Here is a 20,833-nt window from a genome sequence, read left to right as displayed (position 1 = left end):
ATATGAAAGGTATTATTTTAGCTGGTGGCTCAGGCACCCGACTTCATCCTTTGACTTTGGCAGTTAGTAAGCAGTTAATGCCTGTTTATGACAAGCCTATGATTTATTACCCACTTTCTATTTTGATGTTAGCGGGTATTAAAGAAATTTTGATTATCTCAACGCCACACGATTTACCTAATTTTGAAAAATTATTAGGTGATGGCTCACAAATTGGATGTAAATTCAGCTATGCTGTACAACCTGAACCAAATGGTTTGGCTCAAGCATTTGTGATTGGTGAAGAATTTATTGGAGATGATAAGGTTGCCTTAGTATTAGGTGACAATATCTTCTATGGTTCGGGGTTGAGTAAATTATTGCAAGCCAACAACGACCCAGATGGAGGAGTTGTATATGCCTACCAAGTACATGACCCAGAACGTTATGGTGTAGTAGAATTTGATGGAGACTTTAATGTTCTTTCTATTGAAGAAAAACCAACAGAACCAAAATCAAATTATGCTGTTCCAGGTTTGTATTTCTATGACAATGAGGTAGTTGAGATTGCTAAAAACATAGCACCATCTCCTCGTGGAGAATATGAAATTACAGACGTGAACAAAGTTTATTTGGAAAGGGGTAAATTGAAAGTTGGCGTTTTAAATAGAGGAACAGCTTGGTTAGATACAGGAACCTTTGCTTCGTTGATGCAAGCAGGTCAATTTGTTCAAGTAATTGAAGAACGTCAAGGACTTAAAATTGGTTGTATCGAAGAAGTGGCCTACAGAATGGGCTTTATCGACGCAGAACAATTACGTACTGTAGCTACGCCATTAGTAAAAAGCGGTTACGGAAAATACTTATTAAACTTATTGAAGTAAGGTAGAATTGCCTTGCATTTAATAATATATCATCTGATATTCAAAAAGCGGTCGAAAGTATTTTCGACCGCTTTTTGGTTTAAGAGAGACTAAAGATAAACTATCAAACCAATAGCCAAACCTCCAAGGAAAATATAGAAGCTTGGGATTTTTGTAAATCTTATAATCAAAAGTGTTACTAGAATTGTTCCTATGCCAAGCCAATCTTTCTGCACTAAGATAGGTTCTAAGAAAGAAACAGCTGCACCTAACGTAAGTCCTACAGAAGCTGAATTAATGCCATCTAAAGACGCACGGATAGCTCTAAACTGTTTTAATTGTCCCCAAATTCTGTAAACAAAGAATATTAAAAAAGTCCCTGGAAGAAAAATACCCGCTGCTCCTACTGCACTTCCAAGTAATTGCTGCCCGATGCCATGTCCTTTCATAGCAAGTGTTCCTAAATAAGAAGTAAAGGCAAACACGGGTCCCGGTAAGGCCTGCGAAAGCGCCATACCCGTAAGAAAATCATCGCTACGAATTACTTCTTTAAACTCTACAAATTCGGTGAAAAGCATTGGGGCAAGCACTTGTCCTCCGCCAAACACAAGACTTCCATTTCTATAGAAGTTTTCGAATAATAAAAGAGGCATTGAATCTGTAAAGTGTCCAAGCAAGGCTAAAAACACCAGAAATCCCCAAAACAGATTGAAATTCGCCCAAGGAATTATCATGCGATGCTTATTCTGACGAGGATGATCTTTGTAGTTAAAAGAAGTAATGGTACCGCTTACAATGAGCGCAATAGGACAAACCCATGGAGATTGAAAATAAAAGGCAAACGCCGCCACCAGTATCATTAGCACGTAATTGGACGTATTTTTCAGTACCAATTTTCCTAATAGAATTCCTGAATGGATAATAAATGCAATACCGATAGGTTGGATAAATCGAACAATTTCGCGGTTTTCAAGATAGGTCATTCCGAAGGCTGCCATCGTCATGATGGTAACTGCTGGAGCTATCCATAAAAATAAAGTCAGGTAGGCTAAGTTGGGACCTCCTAATTTATACCCTACTGCAATAAGCGTCTGTGTAGAGCTTGGTCCGGGTAAGAATGAACACAAGGCCTGAATTTCTAGCAGTTCCTCCTCGGTAAGGTACTTCTTTTTATGTACCAGTCGATTAATGAACATAGCGAGATGCACCTGTGGACCACCAAAAGTTGTAAAGGCTAAGACTAGAACGTCTTTTAAGAAATCATAATGCTTAGAAAGTTTCATCAGATGCAAGTAAGAATGCCCCAAAAGTACATTCTTTCCAACGGCGTTTAATAATGTAAAGCGTTTGAGAAAAAGAACCTCCTCATTCTCAAACGCTTTGCTAAATTCTTAAATTTGTTTTGATTAAACAAATCAAAGGCAAATCTAAGTAGGTATAAAGTACTAAAATTTATTTTTTTAATCCCAATTCAATCAGACGCTCATTCAAAAATTCGCCTGCTGTCATATCAACATATAATTTAGGATTCTCAGCATTTACGCAAGATTCTAAACATGTCAGGTTCATTTCTGAACGTGGGTGCATAAAGAACGGTATAGAAAAACGAGAGGTACCTAATTTTTCCTTTGGAGGATTTACCACACGGTGAATCGTAGATTTAAGTTTATGATTCGTCAAACGATCTAGCATATCTCCTACATTCACGATAACATATTCTGGCAATGAGGTAATAGGAATCCAAACACCATCACGACGTAATACCTCAAGCCCTTCTGCAGAAGCACCCATTAATAAGGTAATCAAGTTAATATCACCATGAGCAGCGGCACGAACAGCCCCTTCTGGCACCTCATCAGGATTTGAAATAGGGAAATAATGAATAGCTCTTAGGATAGAGTTACCATGTTTTACCTTATCTTCAAAATAATCTTCTGGTAATTCTAAATAAATTGCGATCGCACGAAGCAAGTTTTTTCCAGCTACTTGAAGCGTGTTATAAGCTTCAACGGTATATTCCTCAAATTCTGGTTGTTCTGTAGGAAATACATTATCAGGATATTCAGCCCAAATTGGGTCTCCGTCATCAATCTTTGGTTGACCAATATGATAAAACTCTTTCAGGTCAGCTACCTTAAAACCTTTTGCTGTTTCTTTCCCTTTCGCTACGTATCCTCTTTGACCAGCAATACCTGGAACTACATATTTAAACTTTAATTCGTCGTCAGAATAAAAGAACTTTTGAACTACTTCATAAAGTTTAGTTGTAAGTTCATCTGTCAAACCATGGTTTTTTATAGCAACAAAACCAATATTATTAAATGCCGAGCCTAAATCCTGAACAAATTTAGCTCTACGCTCCGCATCTCCCGAAAGGAAGTCTGCAAGGTCAAGCGATGGAATTGTGTCGAGAAGTGTTTCTGAATTCATAACTTACATAAGTTTTATGATGAAAAATCCCCATCCTTGATAAAACAAAAATGGGGATACAAAGGTCTCACTAAGTTGGAATTTAACAAAACCTATTTCAAAGCATTTTCAAAATTTTTAGAGACTTCGTCCCAATTTACGACATTCCAGAATGCAGTTACGTAATCAGCACGTTTATTTTGATACTTCAAATAGTACGCATGCTCCCAAACATCAAGTCCTAAGATAGGCTGTCCTTTTTTCTCAGCAACATCCATTAAAGGATTATCTTGATTTGGTGTTGACGAAATTACTAATTTTTTATCTTGAACAATCAACCAAGCCCAGCCTGAACCAAAACGGGTAGTAGCAGCTTTGCCAAATTCTTCTTTGAATTTCTCAAAAGAACCAAATGTTGTTTCAATCGCCTTAGCTAAATCACCTTTAGGAGCGCCTCCGCCCTTCGGAGAAAGTACATTCCAGAAAAATGTGTGATTCCAGTGACCTCCGCCATTGTTACGAATAGCGACAGGTTGTTTGCCAGCATCTTTAATAAGTTCTAACAACGTTAATTTCTCAGCTGGAGTACCTGCTACCGCTTTATTCAAATTATCAACATAAGCTTTGTGATGACGACCGTGGTGAATCTCCATAGTAAGCTTATCGATGTTCGGTTCTAAGCTCTCAGGAGCGTAAGGAAGCGCTGCTAATGAGTACGGAGCTGTTTCAAGAGAAACTTGTTCAAGCGTCAAAGAAGGTAAAAACTGGTTATAGTTAGATTTTCTACCAAAACCCCATGATTTTATTCCTGACAAAGCAAAAGCTGAAGCCAATGCTGATTTTAAAAAGTTCTTACGGTTCATAAGTATATATAAGTTTAAGTATTCTTGTACTCAGTAAAACGGGCAATATGCCACAATCATTGCTATTCGTAAACAATCCGACTGACAATACTACGTCCAAGTGTAATCTCATCGGCATACTCTAAATCTCCTCCAATAGGGATACCTCTTGCGATGGTTGTTATTTTGACACCAAATGGCTTAATTCGTTTAGTCAAATAAAAAGCCGTTGTATCTCCTTCCATTGTAGGACTGAGTCCGAGGATAATTTCTGTAATGGGATTTTCAGTATTTTGAGACGTTGTTATTCTGTTAATCAAAGACTCGATTTTCAAATCTGCAGGACCCACACCTTCGAGTGGAGAGATAATACCTCCCAGCACATGATATAAGCCTCTGTATTGCGACGTATTTTCGATGGCTAATACGTCACGAGCGTCTTCAACTACACAAACTAGTGAAGCTTCACGTTTTTTACTGGCACAAATCCCACATATTTCAGTATCCGAAATATTGTGACATTGTTCGCAATAACGAATCTGAGTACGCATAGCAACAATAGCCTCCGCTAGTTTTAACGTATGCTTTTCATCTCGCTTAAGCAAATGCAAAGCCATACGCAGAGCAGATTTTTTACCTATGCCCGGCAACTTGGCTATTTCGTCGATAGCCTGTTCAATTAATTTGGATGGATAATTCAACGTGGTAAGCAATTAATAAGGACAAGCAACAGTCAATATTACATGACCTCAGCAGAAAGACCTCTGCGACAAATATCATTGCGCATTGGGGCTAATTCATCAAAAGAACCTTTTTTAACAGAACATTTACCTTTGAAGTGAATCAAAATAGTACATTGCTCAGCTTGTTCTGGGGTGTGTCCACAAACGTCAATTAACGTTTCGATAACATAATCAAACGTATTGACATCATCATTGAAGACTACTAAGTCATATTGGTCGGTATCTTTGACATCCTCCAGTACATCTACTTCTTCTTCAAATTGTTCAAATGGGCGCATCTGTGAAATATTTATTATTTTTAACTTATTGGATTATAACGCATTAATAATGAGCTTGGAAATATATTCTAGGCTCTATTAGCAAATTTAACAAAAAATATCAATTTTGCCTTTCATTTTTGATACAAAGGGAGTATTATTTTCTTATTATCAAACACCCAATTAAAGCATTTACTTATCAACTCAACCTTAAAAATTATGAGCACAGGTTTAGCCTTTGGCATATTGGCAGTTTATTTCTTACTTCTAATCGTTGTTGCACACTTTACGTCAAAAGGAGCAGATACTAATACCTTTTTTACGGCAAATAAACAGTCTCCTTGGTGGTTGGTTGCCTTTGGTATGATTGGAACATCTATTTCTGGGGTAACGTTCATTTCTGTACCCGGAGATGTCGGAAAAGTTTCACTTTCTTATTACCAAATCATTTTAGGAAACCTTGTTGGTTACTTTGTTATCGCAACGGTATTGCTTCCTCTCTATTATAAGTTGAATCTTATTTCTATTTACACTTATCTAGAAAAACGTTTTGGTTTTTGGTCTTATAAGACTGGCTCTGCTTTTTTCCTTCTAGCACGAACTTTAGGCTCAGCGGCCCGTTTGTTTTTAGCAGTACAAGTTTTACAATTAGCCATTTTTGACAATTGGCATGTTCCCTTTGCCGTGTCTGCCTTAGTCACAATTGCCTTGATATGGGTATATACCTACAAAGGAGGTGTTAAAACGATTATTGTAACTGATACCTTACAAACGTTCTTTCTTTTGACAGCCTTAGCTCTGACCATTATTTTGATAAATAATCAGCTAGGTTTGAGTTTTTCAGAAATGGTAACGACTATTCAAGAAAGTAAGTATTCAAAAATGTTTTTCTTCGATGATTTCTCTTACAAACATCATTTTGTAAAAGACTTTATCTCTGGTGCCTTCATTGCCATAGTAATGACGGGGCTCGACCAAGATCTTATGCAGAAGAATCTTACATGCAAGAACATTGGCGAGGCACAAAAGAACATGTTTTGGTTTTGCTGTACGTTTGCTGTAGTAACGTTAATGTTTATCGCTCTAGGTGCTTTGTTATATATCTATGCAGATAAGATTGGCTTCGCTATTCCAGCTAAAACGGATCAGTTATATCCAATGTTGGCATTAGGAGGACATTTTGGAACCGTTGCTGCAATCACATTTTTATTAGGAATTACCGCAGCAACTTATGCAAGCTCCGATTCGGCGCTTACTGCTTTGACAACTGCCTTTTGTATCGACTTTATGCATATCGAAAAATATGAAGAGTCACAACGTACCAAAATCAAGCATTATGTACATATTGGGTTTTCGGCATTGTTCTTTGTTGTAATCATGATTTTTTATGCCTATAGTGAGCAGTCTATTATTTCGGCAGTATTTAATATAGCAGGATACACTTACGGCCCATTACTAGGGTTATTCTCATTTGGTCTATTTACGAAGACTCCGATAAAAGACAAGCTAGTTCCTTATCTGTGTATTGCCTCTCCTATTTTGACGTACATCATAGATAGTAACTCACAAGCATGGTTGAATGGCTATCAATTCGGCTTTGAGAAGTTATTAGTTAACGGAGCAATTACCTTTATAGGGTTATGGTTATTAAGAAAGTCTGAATAAGATTTTCTGTCTTTCATAAAAAAAGGCTAACTCAGAATTGAGTTAGCCTTTTTTTATGTCTATTATCTAGCGAAGGTCGTTAATCTCTACACCTGGATATTTAGATTTATCGAATGAAAAGAATTTGTCATCAACATTTGTATTAGGATTAAACTTAATCACACTAAATGTTTGACGCTTCCCGCTCTTATCAATGATTGTCCAACCTCCAACAGATTTATCAGCCTTATTTACTTTGATTTTTACTTTCGAAACTTGACCGCCTTTTTTCTCTGGAGAAAGCTCAACTACTTCGTACGTATTGGCTCCTTCTTTGGACTCTCCCACAAAAGTATATTTATAACCCTTCTTATCGAAAGAATAAACTTTTGCTGGATTCAAGTCATTTTCACTTGGTTCGTATTCGGAGATATTTACTTCGTTAGTCTCCTTAATATAAGTAGCAACGTCTTTGCCGTTATTAAATAGTTCCTGACCCGCAAGTTTCAAACGATACTTTTGGCCTTTTACCGTAATGTCACCTTTTAGCGCTTGCTTACTACCGTCAGCTCCATAAGTAAATGTAGCGCTAAACGACTTCATCGACTTATATTTTTTTTGCATAGCATCAATGATTGCGCCAGCTTTTGAGTCTTGTGCATGAGCACCAGATAGGTTTACAGCTACCGCAAACGTGATAATCGAAATCAACTTTTTCATTATATCTAGTTATGAGTATTATTATACGTATTGACAAAGTTAAGAATAAATGGTTTGAATTTTTGAGGAAAAAAATCAAAAAACGATAAAAATCGACGATTTTTCTTTTAAAAATCCAATAATCATTGCCCCTATAACGTAATTTGTCCAAGAAACTGATATAAAAACTCTCGAAAGTACCAACAAGTTCATTTATCAATGAAGGATTCCTTTTATCTTTGTTTCATAGCAGATAAGATATGTATTCATTAAACCAAGAAAATCTTAATCACAAAACATGCAATTTTCATTCAAAAAATTCCTTCCGCACATTGTAGCGATTGTATTTTTTGCGGTATTGGCAGGGATTTACGCATCACCAGCCCTTAAAGGCAAAGTCATTCAGCAACATGATATTCAAATGGCTCAAGCAGCCGCTCACGAGTCTGTCGAGTTCAGAAAAACGACTGGTGAAACTACATGGTGGACCAACTCAATGTTTGGTGGTATGCCTACTTACATGATTTCGGCACAATACCCTAACAGTATTACAACCAAAATTGGTCAGTATGCCAACAACGCACTCCCTAGCCCTATCAACATGATATTCTTGGAAATGCTTGGGATGTATATTTTCTTGATTATTCTAGGGCTCAACAATTGGCTATCAGTCTTGGGAGCTATTGGATATGCCTTAGGAACTTTTAATATGGTTATTATCCCCGCTGGACATAACTCTAAGGTATTGGCATTGGCTTTTGCTCCTTTGGTATTAGCAGGAACCGTTCTGGTCATGCGTGGTAAATATTGGATTGGTGCGGCACTGACGGCCTTGTTTATGGGATTAGAGCTATATGCCAACCACGTACAGATTACCTATTACCTATTCTTATCGTGGGGAATTCTAATTGTGGCAGAAGCTATCGAAAAAATCAAAGCTGGACAGGTAAAACAACTAGCTATTTCATTAGCGATTCTAGCAGGTTCATTGAGTATTGGTGCTGCAAACCATGCTATGCGTTTGTGGAGTAACCTTGAGTATTCTAAAGAAACAATCAGAGGTAAATCAGAATTGAAATCAAATACACAGTCGAATGGAGGCTTGGATAAAGACTATGCCTTTGACTGGAGTTACGGTATTGGCGAAACAGGGACATTACTTATTCCAAATTTTAGAGGAGGGGCTTCAGGAGGTTCGCTTGGTGGTAACAAATCAGAAACATACAAGGTACTTATTGATAACGGACAACCAGAAGACGTAGCTCTTGGATTTTCAGAAAGAAGTGTAGCTTACTGGGGCGATCAAAGTTTTGTTGGTGGACCTGCATACGCTGGTGCAGTAATCTGCTTCTTGTTCTTACTTGGATGCTTTGTAGTGAGAGGTTCATTAAAATATTGGCTAATCGGCACTACAGTTTTATATATTGTATTGTCATGGGGTAAAAACTTCTTCTTTAATGACTTAATGTTTGACTATTTCCCTATGTTCAATAAGTTTAGAGCGGTGACGATGATTCTTTGTCTTGTACAACTTTCATTAGTTACGATGGCTGTATTAGCAGTTAAACGTATTGTTGAAGAAAAGTTGACATTTGAGCAAATCAAACAAGATTTACTAATCAGCTTTGGTTTGACGGCAGGTTTCTCATTAATCCTCGGATTGCTACCTGATTTGTTTTTCAATTTCCGTTCTCCAAACGACGCTACCTTCCAGTTATCAGGCAATCAGTCTTTCGACACACAAATACTAAACGCTATTGTTAAAGATAGAGCTTCGTTATTGCGTGCTGATGCTTTCCGTACATTTATCTACATTACGATTACTGCTGCGGCAATTTGGGCTTTTGCCAAAGGGAAAATCAAAGAATCGGTTTTATATCCAGTGTTGATTTTATTGGTAACACTTGACTTGTTTACCGTAGATAAACGCTATTTCAACAACGATTCATTTATCGATAAAGCAGCAGTTGAAGAAAATACGGCACCTTCGCCAATTGATGCAGAAATTATGAAAGACAAAGGCATTTACAAAGTAATAGACCTTTCGACAAACTTTGTAGGCGATGCCAAAATGTCGTATTATCACCAATCATTGGGTGGTTATCACGGAGCTAAATTGCGCAGATACCAAGAATTAGTAGAGCATCATCTTTCTAAAAACCCGTTGAATCTTCAGGTTTTGAATATGCTCAATGCGAAGTATGTGGTAGTGCCTGGCGCACAAGGTACTCCAGCGGTACAATTAAATCCAGAGGCTTGTGGAAATGCTTGGTTTGTACAAGAAATCAAAATGGTACCTACTGCTGATGAAGAAATAAATGCACTGACAAATTTTAATCCTAAAAAAACAGCCGTTGTTGATGAAAGATTCAAGCCAGAGTTAGGAAACTTATCGGTTATCAAAGCTGATTCTGTCAATAACAAAATTACCCTTACCAACTATAAGCCAAATCATTTGACTTACAGCTCAAATGCTAGTTCTGAACAATTAGCAGTTTTCTCAGAAATCTTCTATCGCGGTAACCAAGATTGGAAAGCTTACATAGACGGACAATACAAACCACATTTACGTGCAGACTACGTATTGAGAGCATTAGTTGTTCCAGCAGGAAAACACACTATTGAGTTTAAGTTTGAGCCAGAGGTTGTCGCAAAAGGCTCAAAAATAGACTTTATCGCTTCTTTCCTTTTAGTAGGTTTGTTGGGATTGGCTATTTTCTTCGAAGTAAAAAAGAAAAAATAATTTGGTTGTAGGATAAAATTTATCTTACACGAATCCTCAACACTTTTGGGCTTGCAACACTATGTTGCAAGCCCATTTTTTATATAAAATAAAATGGATATATTATTCAGTATTTCCGAAATCAGAAATCCCAAATCCGTAATAGAATCAAAGTTTCCCTCCTCAGCAGGGCATAATATTCGGAATAGAGTATTACATTTGTTTTTGTATATGATTGTACAATTTCCCCAATCAGCCCATTTTCTAAATTCCCTTTATTACATGAAAAAAACTAGTTTAATTACTTGCTTAATGCTTTCAGCATCGGTTTTTAGCCTACAAGCTAAAGAAACTCCAAATACTCTCTCTAAAAAAGAAATCAAATCAGGATGGCGTTTATTGTTTGACGGTAAGTCTACTACAGGTTGGCATACTTGGAAAAGCAAGGAAGTAAAAGCCAACTGGATTGTGTCGGATGGTGCGTTGAAATATGATACTTCAAAAGGAAAAGAAGGTTCTGGCGACTTGGTAAGCAATGAGGAGTTCGAAAACTTTGAATTGAGTGTCGAGTGGAAAATTTCACCAAACGGAAACAGTGGTATTTATATCAATAGCCAAGAAGATGCAAAATATGCTTACGGTTGGTTTACAGGTCCTGAAATCCAAGTAATCGACAACGATGGTCACCCAGATGGTAAAATCAAAAAACACCGTGCAAGCGACCTTTATGATTTGATTCAGTCATCATCAGAACCAGTGAAGGCCGTTGGTGAATGGAATACTGTTAAAATCATCAGTAACAAAGGAAGCCTTCAGGTATTCATGAATGGCGTAAAGGTAGTTGAAACTCGCATGGATGATCAAAACTGGAAAGATTTAATCGCAAACAGTAAATTCAAAAATATGCCAGACTTTGGTAAATTCTTGAAAGGACATATCGTATTACAAGATCACGGCAATGATGTTTGGTACCGTAGTATCAAAATCAAATCTCTTTAGTATTTCGCTTCACAATTGAGTGAATGCTGATTGAGTGATTGAGTGAATTTTTTAGCAGTAAATTTGTATCAGAAGCGGTCGAAAAGTATTTTCGACCGCTTTTTTTCAACCAGTATTATAATAGCCATAATTTCAGCAATCCCAAATCCAGCATTGTTCGGAAACTTTAGCTCTAGACAAACTCACCATTCTCGACTCCGCACTCATCCTTAATTACAAACACCTCCTCTATTTTATTTGGACAAGTCAATTTTTACCTGCAAATTGCATAGAACGTAAAATATTGAATAACTATGTTGAAATCAATGACAGGCTTCGGAAAGGCAGTAGTAGAAGCAAATCATCTTACTGTAACTGCCGAAGTCAAAAGCCTGAACTCTAAATTCACTGATATATATTGCCGTATTCCGAAAACATTTTCTTCAAGAGAAATCGAGATTCGTAATATTCTCACTCAGCAATTAGAAAGAGGTAAAATAGAATTTAATTTACAGGTACAATATACAGATACAACCGCTGGCACTTCTGTCAACAGAGCTTTGGTGCAAGCTTACGTAAAAGACTTGGCTGAAACCGCAGCAATCTTCGGAAGCATCGAAACTACTGAGCTATTGAAAATTGCCTTGACTATGCCCAATGCTTTTAATACTGACGCCGTTTCGGAAGAACAAAGTGAAGCTGAATGGAAAGTTATTGTACAGGCTGTAAATAAGGCTGTGGAAGAATGTAATAAATTTAGATTAAGAGAAGGCGCTATCGTACAAGCCAAATTTATCGAATATGCACAAAGTATTGGTAGTCTCTTAACAGAAGTTGAGGAATTGGACAAAACACGTATTCCTGGGGTAAGAGAACGCCTCCGCAAATCGGTGAGTGATTTATTACAGGATGAGAATTTTGACAAAAATCGCTTCGAACAAGAATTGGTGTATTATGTTGAGAAATACGATATTTCGGAAGAAAAAGTACGTCTACGCACGCACCTTGACTATTTTCAAACAATTGTAAAAGAAGGAAATGGTAAAAAGTTGAATTTTCTATCACAAGAAATTGGTCGTGAAATCAATACGATTGGTTCTAAGGCAAACGATGTAGGTATTCAACGTTTGGTCGTGAATATGAAAGACGAATTAGAGAAAATTAAGGAGCAGACTTCTAATGTTCTTTAAAACAGACTTACGATAAAACTACTATTAAAAAGCGGTCGGAAAATAATTTCCGACCGCTTTTTTGATGAATAGGCTAATAAATCATGATTAAACGCAAAGCTATTTGTCTCCAATACTGAAAAGAGTAATCACTCAATCACAACTCACTCAATATCTCATTTATAACCCATTCGCATTGGCAAATTCTATAAGTTCGGATACCTTTGACACTCCAAGCTTGAAATGAATATTTTTGCGATGTGAGCGCACTGTTTCTTCACTCAAATGTAAAGCCTCCGCAATTTGCCCAGAACTAGCTCCTTTCTTAATCAGTCGAATTATTTCAACTTCACGTGGCGTAAGCAAAAATTTCTTAACAAAATAATCTGTCTGATGGAGGTTTGTTTTCTCCAAATTCAATTTTGGGTCGAAGTATTTTTCCCCAGACAAAACTTTATCAATAGCCACAATGAGTTCTTCCTTCGTGGAATGTTTAAGCATATAACCGTCCACTTTGAGTTTTTGGGCTTGTTCCACAAATTTTCCTTCGTTGTACATCGTAAGAAAAATAACACTGACTTCTGAAAAATTGGACTTAATCAATTTTGCTAACTCTAGCCCGTCAATGCTAGGCAAATTTATATCGAGTAAAACTAGGGCTGGATTTCTTTCTAAAATTGCATTCATCACATGTTTTCCATCGGTAACAAGTGCCAAGAAATGATATGTATCTCTTAGCATAGAGATAATTCCCTCACCAAATAAAACATGGTCGTCGGCTATTAACAAAGAGGCATTAGTATCATTCATAGGGTATTTCTAATATAAAGGTGGTGCCAAGATTACTTGTATCTATATGCCAATGGGCATGAAGGTTATCAACACGAGTTTGAATATTTTTGAAACCAATTCCCCAAGAAGAATCCTCTTTGTTGATACCAATTCCGTTATCCTCTATGGACAGATAAATCATTTGTTCATGAAAAAGAAGTTGCATCGTAGCCTCATTAGCTTTTGAATGTTTTAAGATGTTGTTAAAAACTTCAAGAACAATTCGATAAATATGAATTCTTGATTCTTCTGGCAAATATTTTTCTTTTCCAAAATGAATAAATGTAAATTTTATATCCGTCGATTTCTGAATTCGTTCCACCGCATTTTCCAAGGCAGGGATTAAACCATCCTTCATCAAATCGGGTGGTAACAAATTCCATGAAATTAGTCTTAAATCCTGAATGGCTTGATTAACAAGCTGAATCATTTCGTGACTTACTCCTTCGTTTGAAAGTCTACCTCTTAAAATCGACAAGCTTCCTCCCAAATCATCGTGTAAATCTTGGGCTAAGCGCTTCCGTTCGGATTCTTGTGTTTTAAGAATAGTATCAAGCTCTCGTTTTTGCACCAATAACTTACGATTTAGCCAATAAGAAGCTCCTAAGTATCCACCCAAAATCAAAAGTATCACAATGGCAAGATAAAATGGGATTGTTCGCCAAAAAGGTGAATTGATTACAATCACTAATTCTTTGATAGGAAATCGCTCATTGTCTATGTTTTTTACTTTTATCTTCAATTTGTATTCACCATAAGGTAAATGGGTATATCTTATCGACTGCTGGGAACCAACATTCAACCAATTTTTATCAAATCCTTCCAGTTGAATAAAATACGTATTACTAATTTGATTTTGATAATCGATACCTACGTAGGATAATGTTATGGTATTTTCATCATAATTGAGCACAATTTTATCCTGTTCACCAATATGTCCTTTTTCAACGGCTAAAGGTTTATCGTTGACAGCCATATCAGTCAAATAGATATTAATCAAGGAATGTGTAGAAGGTAAAATGGCAGGATTAAAATAGGTAAGTCCATGGGTAGAGCCAAAATAGAAAGTTCCATTTGAGGTCATAAGACTCGCATTACGATTATATTCTCGAAACTCCTCTTGCGTAATAGCCTTAAATTTCTCTTTAGATAGGTCAAATTGCGCAACACCTTTATTGGTACTCAACCAGAGATAGTTCTTAAAAGGCATAGTGGCATATACAACATTATTGATTAATCCATTTCGGTTGGTAAATGCATGAAGTATCTGAAGTTTTTTTGCATCAAATTTGACCAGACCTTTATTCGATGAAACCCAAAGGACATCAGTTTTAGGCTGTTTATAAAACTCCATTACATTCAGACCTGGCAAAAATAACTTGGGCAAAAGCACAGGCTTTTCGGCTTTGGTCGAATACACCGCCATGCCTTTTTCACGCCAACCCACATAAAGCCTTTGTGCCATTGAGTCGTAATAGAGACTTCCAGAACCTGGTTCTCTATCCCTCGAAAAAGCGGTTATTTGTTTGTTCTTCAACAGAAATAAACCGCTCATGGTACTTAACAGGATTTGATTATCCTTATAATTGCACAATTCAAGAACATAATTTGCATTGACATAATTATTGGAATCAGCATGATTAGAGATAGGAATAAATTTCTTTCGTTGTTTATCGAAATATGCCATTCCTAAAAAAGTAGCTACCCAAACGATTCCATTAGCATCTATTAAAATATCATTAACATCATTGTCTGGTAAACCGTCCTTTGTCGTAAATTTCTGAAGTGAAAGTGGCTCTTCAAGCCCTCTGTTTCTTTTGGGATTCATTTTGATATACCAAAGTCCTTCATCAATAGATCCGACCCAAAGGTTATGTTCCTCGTCTTCAGCAATCCCTCGAATAGATGCACCATTAAATTCTCCAAAATCACAGGGATTACTGTCAAAAGTATTAATTTGAAAATGTTCTGGTAAAATAACATCTATCCCAACTGGAGCTGGATTTGCCCAAAGTATCTGCTGGTTATCCAATATGGCCGTAGAAATTTCCCAGTTGGATAAACTACGAGTATTATTCATTTGATGAATGTAGTACCGACTGACACGCTCTTTCAGTTTATCAAAAATCACCAATCCATAATTTCCGCTAATTACAAGCTTTTTTGTATCAGAACTTTCTTTAATATCATACGTAGTCGGTTTAATACCTCGAAGGTTGGGCAGTTGAAAGGATTTTACTTGCTTTGAAAGCATTGAGTATTTCCAAAGTTGTGATGCTGAAACACCCCAGATATTACCTTCTCTATCTACCTCAAAGCTCGTTATATTACTAGGGTTAGGAAGTATTTTTGGAGAGAGAATAGTTTCTTCTCTAGTCTGATAATTATATCCAACGACTCCTTTGGGCAACAAAATCCAAACAATAGGCAGAACAGGGTCCTTTTTCACTTTTCCTGAAAGGTAATCTGCTTTGTAAATAAAGTCTCTCCAAATTTTCCTTTTCTGAAAGCTTTTATAATTCAAAGCTACAACTCCCTCTTCTTCATTGATATACCATATTTCTTGTTTATTAGCATAAAAAACAGTCGTAATAGTCGAACGCTTTGAGCTATTACTATAAAATCGCGTGAAATTATTTAACTTTCTATTATAGCGATTCAAGCAATCGCCAGAACCAATCCATAAGTCGCCATTGGCATCTTCAACAATCCCACGCAAGTTGCCTCCACCTATGGTAGTGCTATCCTCATCTATAAATTGATAAACTTTTATATTAGTACCATCGTAACGATTTAGTCCTTCCTGACTAGCCAACCAAACAAATCCCCGAGAATCTTTAAAAATGGTATTTATAGAGCCTTGAGAAAGCCCATTTTTAATGGTAAGATGTCGATACCCCTCTTGTCCTATACAAGGAAGACTTAATAATAACCAAACTAAGAAGACTGAACCTTTCATAGATATTTTAGTTAATCGAATAGGCTAGTTACTAATAAAAGATAAGCATTAAAATACTTAATTATGGGTAGATGGAGAAATATATGAGCATTTTATGTCTGCTCGCCCTTTCAAAGCTTCCACAAGAGGCTTTATTAGTATTAATGGTACGCTTTAGACTGTAAGCCATAGGCAAAAAGCTTAAATTCTTTTATAAAAAACATTTAACTTTTAGCTTAGGGCGTATGGCGTATGGCTTACAGCCTATTGCTGGTAAAATTAATTAAATTTTGCCCACTAACTTATTTGTCCATAAACCATTAAAATATGAATGTAGAAAACTTGTTAACCTTAGATACCCTTCAACTTTCCAAATCGCTATTGGGATGGAGCTTGAGACTTGATTCAGAAGATGGACGCTATGAAGGAATAATTGTTGAAACTGAAGCCTATTTACAAGGCGACCCTGCCTGTCACGCCTATAGAACAAAGACTAATCGAAACGCTGCTATGTTTGGAAAGCCAGGCACTATATACGTTTATCAGATTTATGGTATGCACTATTGTTTCAATATATCAGGAAATGATGAAGGTATAGGCGAAGCAGTATTAATTCGTGCTCTCGAACCTACTCAAGGTATAGAATTAATGAAAATTAGGCGAAATACAGCATCTATTAAAAACCTCTGCTCAGGTCCAGCCAAGTTAGTTCAGGCTTTTGGCATTCGAATGGACATGAATTTTTGGAATGTCCAAACAGATGCACTCAGCTTGATTCCTCCTCAAAGTCCAATAGCCGACGATAAGATTTTCACCACCACTCGCATTGGCATAACACAAGGTGCAGATTTACCTTATAGATTTTATATAAAAGGAAGTACATTTATCAGTAAGAAATAAATAATTGAGAGAGTGATTTTTAAAAGCTACATTTTACCCGTAGAGACGCAATACTTTGCGTCTAAAGAGGTGTCATTTTGAAATAAAGTATCAAAAAAGGCGGTCGAAATTAATTACTCGACCGCCTTTTTAAAATTCAGAAAAACGCTTATTTCAGAAAAATCCTTGATGATTGATGAGAAAGATGGCGACTAGCGCCAGCAACAAACCCAGATAATTAAGTTTGCTAAGTTTTTCTTTAAAGAAAACAATTCCCACCAAAGATGATACCATGATGACACTGATATTATACAAAGGCAGCACATAAGCTCCATTGTTATCGTAATCACTAAGTGCTTTTAGTAAAAAGTAAAAAGACAAAAAATTAGGGATACCTAATGGAAATGCAGCCAATACACTTTTAAAGTTAATATTCTCATTCAATTGGATTTTACGATAAATCAATACTAAAGCACCAAAAACCATTGAGCCAATCAAAATCGTAAGGGTATATGGAATGCGCTGTTCGTCTGTCTTGATAAACTCTGCCGACAGAAAGTTAAAAGTTGTATTTGTGATACCATACATGACAAATACCGCCAGAGGTAATAACCAATTACGGCTAGTGTCTGTACCTTTTGCCTCCTCTTTTTTAAAAGTACTTAAACCTACCGCACCAATTGCCAATGCCAAGCCTGCATAATTGAGCGCATCAAAACTGCCAGATTTTGTAATAAACAACAAGCTAAAAATAACAGGAATAACCAAAGAGATATTATTCGCCAAAGAAGTAGCTGTCATACCCATTTTTTGCGTTGAGATGCCAGACAGAATAAATGTCACGACAAATCCTATTCCTAATAACAAAGCATATTGTGAGCCTGTATTGAAAAAATTGAATTCGAAATGCTGTTGGGCTGGCATCATCAATAGTCCAGTAAGAAAACAAACGGGATAATTTAAAATAATTGCCTGAAATGTATTTACCTTAAAATTGGGATGAAGTCTAAAATTGACCAGTAACAATACGGAAAAAAGTACGCTAAGTATTAGAGATAGCATGGTTAGTTTGTTAAGTTGATTTTGTGTTTAAGATATGCGTCTTGAGCTTTTTTAAGTCCTTGTCCATGAGTAGGAGGATTCAAAATAGCTACTATAAAAGTCTTTATATCTTTTTTAGTTTTAAGTATATTATCATTTTTCATAACATTTTATGAGTTTTTTCTCTTAAAGAGTAAACAAATATAACCTCACAACATTTTCACAAGAGAGGCTCCTCGATTTTAAACATTTGTATATGACTTAAACCCTTAATTTTATACTCAATCATATAAGTTTATTTACGACTATTTCTCACGAAATGCCCAACCTGAAAAACAAATTTACAGGAATTCCTGAACACATTTAACAAGGTGTAAAAAATTACCCGTCTTGTCTGCATCAATATGAGTAAGACAAGACGGGTAAAGTAATATAACCAAATATGTATTAAACCTAAGAATTTTTGGTAACTAAATCCTTCAATAACTCTACCCAAATTGGAGAATTATTTAGGCTTTCTACGAGTTGCCAATGCTCTCCGCCTAACTCTTCAAAAACTTCTTTATACTCTTCTCCCACCTCAATGGTTGTTTCGAGACAGTCAGACACAAACGCTGGTGAAAATGCTAGCACGCTTTTCTTGCCTTCTTTAGCTAGTTTCTTAATGGTATCTTCGGTATAGGGTTGTATCCATGGGTCTCTACCTAAACGAGACTGGAAAGTTGTAAGGTAAGTCCCTTCTTTTAAACCTAATTCTTTTACCATCAGTCGTGTTGTCTCATGACATTGTGCTCTGTAGCAATACTGATTAAAAGAATGAATTGTATCGCAACATGAACCAAAATTACAAGTCTTGCCTGTGCAATCCCCTTTACGAATCTGACGTTCTGGCACACCATGATAACTAAAAATAAAGTAGTCATATTCATGTGAAGCCATGTAGTTACGTGCAGCTGTGGTAAAATGCTCGATAAACTTCGGATGGTCGTAGTAGGTATTAACAAACTTGATTTCAGGAATGATTTGCCACTGCGAAACAATCTTCATCACTTTTTCGTACACCGAACCTGTTGTGGCAGAAGCATATTGTGGAAAAAACGGAATCACAATGATTTTTTGGTAGCCCGAATTTCTGAACTGTTCTAACACAACATCCAAACTTGGACTTTGGTAACGCATGGCTAATTTTACTTCAAACTCCTCTCCTAGTTCTTTTTGGAGCATTGCCTCCACATCTTCTCCATAAAACTTTAAAGGCGAGCCTCTATCTTCCCATAGTTCTTGGTAAGTTTTGGCTGACTTTGGAGAGCGAAATGGTGCGATAATCAAATTGACCAACATCCAACGAAAAGCTACTGGAATATCAATAACCCTACCATCCATCAGAAATTCACGAAGATATTTTCTCACATCTGGTGTATTGGGCGAATCGGGGGTTCCAAGATTGACAATTAGAACACCAGTTTTCATATTTTTTTGAGAAGTGGTCACAGAAGTTTGCGTGTTTTGAGTTTTTACTATTTCCATCTGAGTTAAATTGCCCATACAGGCATCCTATTAGTGTGGGATAACAAACCTACGATACAAAGTTCGAAAAGGTTTCTTAAATTTTAACTTAACTCTTCTGCTTTTGTTTAAGAATTTATGAAAGTTAGAAAATGACTTGCTTTTAATCTATCCAACCTTCTGGTTTAAATGGTGTACGATATAGCCCTTCTAAACATGGTACTCGATCCTGACAATTTGGTGCGCCTGGCGGACAAGAATATACTTCGCCTACCCCAAAATTCACAAGAGGTCTTTCATCAGCGGGCACTCCTGTTTGACGATCTATATAAAAAACTCGTTTTTTAACGGCATAAACATCAAAAATGCCAAGGATTTTCTCCGTCGGGTCAGTTTTAGATTTTATATTTAAACTGAAGCGAGTTTCGGCAGGTACATCAAATAAGGTACCAGTATTCTGAGTTTGATTACTTAAGCTTTGATAATAATCGTAGGCATCTTTGGTAATAGAGCGCTGTTCGAGTCTTAAGTAGTATTTTGAATAATTATCGAAAGGCACTCTAGCGACTTTTTTTCCAGTCAATCGTTGACCATTCATTAGGGCGTCAGACATAATATTGAGCTCATTACTAAAAGTCAAATTCCAACACGGGGCACTACAGATATAATTCCAAACTTCATCTGTCGGAATACGAGGAGGGTCACAATTGGTTGTTGCAAAGTTATATTTTGCCCCGCTATAACAAGTCACACAAAACTCAGCTCTTTCATAATGTTTCCAAAACCATTGATAATAATCTCCTGCCGCTGGGTCATCTTGAAAATCTGCATATATATTAAATCCTGCTCTTCGTGGATCGGCTTTACTGTAAACGTCATTGATTTCAAATCTTGTAATTAAATTCTCAATCTCTGGAGCCTTGCGCATTTTTTCAGGTGAGGACTCATACTCTTTTCCATTCGACAAGCGAAAATGTAAAGTATAGGTTTCCCCAACAACTCCCTTGAATGTATCAGGCGATGAATAAACGCCCTTCGCAGAGGTTACACCTGATTCTACATAATTAATCGTCGAACCAGAGGCTGTTGTTAGCCATACCTTCGCACCTGTGATTGGTGTAAAACCGCTCGTTCCGTCGATTCGGTCGGCAGACCAGTAGAGCTTAACCTTTTGTGCCTCAGTAAGGTCAGATAAGGAAGCTTCTACGGTAATAAATTTCAAATAAGCTGCTTGCTCAAAATCACTGACAGGATTGATACAAGCTACTAGATTGAATAATACAAAAATGATGATATATAAATACGAAAAACGCTTCATAACAATAGCTGGAAT

At 36.6% G+C, this 20,833-nt stretch carries 17 protein-coding genes; 6 read left to right on the top strand and 11 right to left on the bottom strand.

The window, feature by feature from the left end; genetic code table 11:
• The first annotated feature begins 2 nt into the window (after nucleotides 1-2).
• A complete protein-coding gene (gene rfbA, locus GVN22_RS06065; RefSeq protein ID WP_166550154.1) occupies nucleotides 3-863 on the top strand; it encodes a glucose-1-phosphate thymidylyltransferase RfbA in 861 nt (286 codons plus the stop codon).
• A gap of 89 nt (nucleotides 864-952) precedes the next feature.
• On the opposite strand, the gene chrA is transcribed toward rfbA, so the two are convergent.
• From chrA to GVN22_RS06040, 5 genes are all read right to left on the bottom strand, one after another.
• Entirely contained in the window at nucleotides 953-2,125 is a 1,173-nt protein-coding gene (gene chrA, locus GVN22_RS06060) for a chromate efflux transporter (RefSeq protein ID WP_166550153.1), read from the bottom strand.
• Nucleotides 2,126-2,294: 169 nt separating this feature from the next.
• Nucleotides 2,295-3,272, bottom strand: a complete 978-nt coding sequence (locus GVN22_RS06055) for an isopenicillin N synthase family oxygenase (RefSeq protein WP_166550152.1) — start codon at nucleotides 3,270-3,272, stop codon at nucleotides 2,295-2,297.
• A gap of 92 nt (nucleotides 3,273-3,364) precedes the next feature.
• On the bottom strand, nucleotides 3,365-4,114 hold the full coding sequence (locus tag GVN22_RS06050; RefSeq protein ID WP_166550151.1) for a superoxide dismutase: 750 nt from the start codon (nucleotides 4,112-4,114) through the stop codon (nucleotides 3,365-3,367).
• A 62-nt stretch (nucleotides 4,115-4,176) separates the two neighbouring features.
• Nucleotides 4,177-4,794: a recombination mediator RecR gene (gene recR, locus GVN22_RS06045; RefSeq protein ID WP_166550150.1), complete on the bottom strand. Its 618-nt coding sequence runs from the start codon at nucleotides 4,792-4,794 to the stop codon at nucleotides 4,177-4,179.
• Nucleotides 4,795-4,832: 38 nt separating this feature from the next.
• The gene (locus GVN22_RS06040) at nucleotides 4,833-5,114 is read right to left on the bottom strand and encodes an ATP-dependent Clp protease adaptor ClpS (protein ID WP_166550149.1); all 282 of its coding nucleotides are present in this window, start codon (nucleotides 5,112-5,114) and stop codon (nucleotides 4,833-4,835) included.
• Nucleotides 5,115-5,312: 198 nt separating this feature from the next.
• Between GVN22_RS06040 and GVN22_RS06035 the strand changes: the two genes are divergently transcribed.
• Nucleotides 5,313-6,758 (top strand): sodium:solute symporter, encoded by a 1,446-nt coding sequence (locus GVN22_RS06035; RefSeq protein ID WP_166550148.1) that lies wholly within the window; start codon nucleotides 5,313-5,315, stop codon nucleotides 6,756-6,758.
• 66 nt (nucleotides 6,759-6,824) lie between these two features.
• On the opposite strand, the gene GVN22_RS06030 is transcribed toward GVN22_RS06035, so the two are convergent.
• The gene (locus GVN22_RS06030) at nucleotides 6,825-7,457 is read right to left on the bottom strand and encodes an outer membrane lipoprotein carrier protein LolA (RefSeq protein WP_166550147.1); all 633 of its coding nucleotides are present in this window, start codon (nucleotides 7,455-7,457) and stop codon (nucleotides 6,825-6,827) included.
• Nucleotides 7,458-7,734: 277 nt separating this feature from the next.
• Between GVN22_RS06030 and GVN22_RS06025 the strand changes: the two genes are divergently transcribed.
• From GVN22_RS06025 to GVN22_RS06015, 3 genes are all read left to right on the top strand, one after another.
• Entirely contained in the window at nucleotides 7,735-10,179 is a 2,445-nt protein-coding gene (locus tag GVN22_RS06025) for a hypothetical protein (protein ID WP_166550146.1), read from the top strand.
• Between the two features lie 261 nt (nucleotides 10,180-10,440).
• Complete coding sequence (locus GVN22_RS06020) at nucleotides 10,441-11,157, top strand: DUF1080 domain-containing protein (protein ID WP_166550145.1); 717 nt, start codon at nucleotides 10,441-10,443, stop codon at nucleotides 11,155-11,157.
• A gap of 293 nt (nucleotides 11,158-11,450) precedes the next feature.
• Nucleotides 11,451-12,326 carry a YicC/YloC family endoribonuclease gene (locus GVN22_RS06015; RefSeq protein WP_166550144.1) on the top strand — a complete coding sequence of 292 codons (876 nt, stop codon included), beginning with the start codon at nucleotides 11,451-11,453 and terminating at the stop codon, nucleotides 12,324-12,326.
• 159 nt (nucleotides 12,327-12,485) lie between these two features.
• On the opposite strand, the gene GVN22_RS06010 is transcribed toward GVN22_RS06015, so the two are convergent.
• Nucleotides 12,486-13,115: a response regulator transcription factor gene (locus GVN22_RS06010; protein ID WP_166550143.1), complete on the bottom strand. Its 630-nt coding sequence runs from the start codon at nucleotides 13,113-13,115 to the stop codon at nucleotides 12,486-12,488.
• Complete coding sequence (locus GVN22_RS06005) at nucleotides 13,108-16,095, bottom strand: two-component regulator propeller domain-containing protein (RefSeq protein ID WP_166550142.1); 2,988 nt, start codon at nucleotides 16,093-16,095, stop codon at nucleotides 13,108-13,110. Before GVN22_RS06005 ends, GVN22_RS06010 begins: the two co-directional genes overlap by 8 nt.
• A 306-nt stretch (nucleotides 16,096-16,401) precedes the next feature.
• Here GVN22_RS06005 and GVN22_RS06000 point away from each other — a divergent pair, with 306 nt between their 5' ends.
• A complete protein-coding gene (locus GVN22_RS06000; protein WP_166550141.1) occupies nucleotides 16,402-16,974 on the top strand; it encodes a DNA-3-methyladenine glycosylase in 573 nt (190 codons plus the stop codon).
• A 153-nt stretch (nucleotides 16,975-17,127) separates the two neighbouring features.
• Here the strand turns inward: GVN22_RS06000 and GVN22_RS05995 are convergent, their stop codons facing one another.
• The 3 genes from GVN22_RS05995 to GVN22_RS05985 all read right to left on the bottom strand — a co-directional run bounded on the left by GVN22_RS05995 (nucleotide 17,128) and on the right by GVN22_RS05985 (nucleotide 20,818).
• A complete protein-coding gene (locus GVN22_RS05995) occupies nucleotides 17,128-18,015 on the bottom strand; it encodes an EamA family transporter (RefSeq protein ID WP_166550140.1) in 888 nt (295 codons plus the stop codon).
• Between the two features lie 432 nt (nucleotides 18,016-18,447).
• Complete coding sequence (gene hemH / locus GVN22_RS05990; protein WP_166550139.1) at nucleotides 18,448-19,521, bottom strand: ferrochelatase; 1,074 nt, start codon at nucleotides 19,519-19,521, stop codon at nucleotides 18,448-18,450.
• 142 nt (nucleotides 19,522-19,663) lie between these two features.
• On the bottom strand, nucleotides 19,664-20,818 hold the full coding sequence (locus tag GVN22_RS05985) for a DUF4249 domain-containing protein (protein WP_166550138.1): 1,155 nt from the start codon (nucleotides 20,816-20,818) through the stop codon (nucleotides 19,664-19,666).
• Nucleotides 20,819-20,833 lie beyond the last annotated feature (15 nt).

The sequence above is a fragment of the Cellulophaga sp. BC115SP genome (genome assembly GCF_009905545.1).
Lineage (GTDB): Bacteria > Bacteroidota > Bacteroidia > Cytophagales > Spirosomataceae > Flectobacillus > Flectobacillus rivi.
Note: the sequence above shows the minus strand (reverse complement) of the source record. Positions and strands in the feature narration are given on the sequence as shown.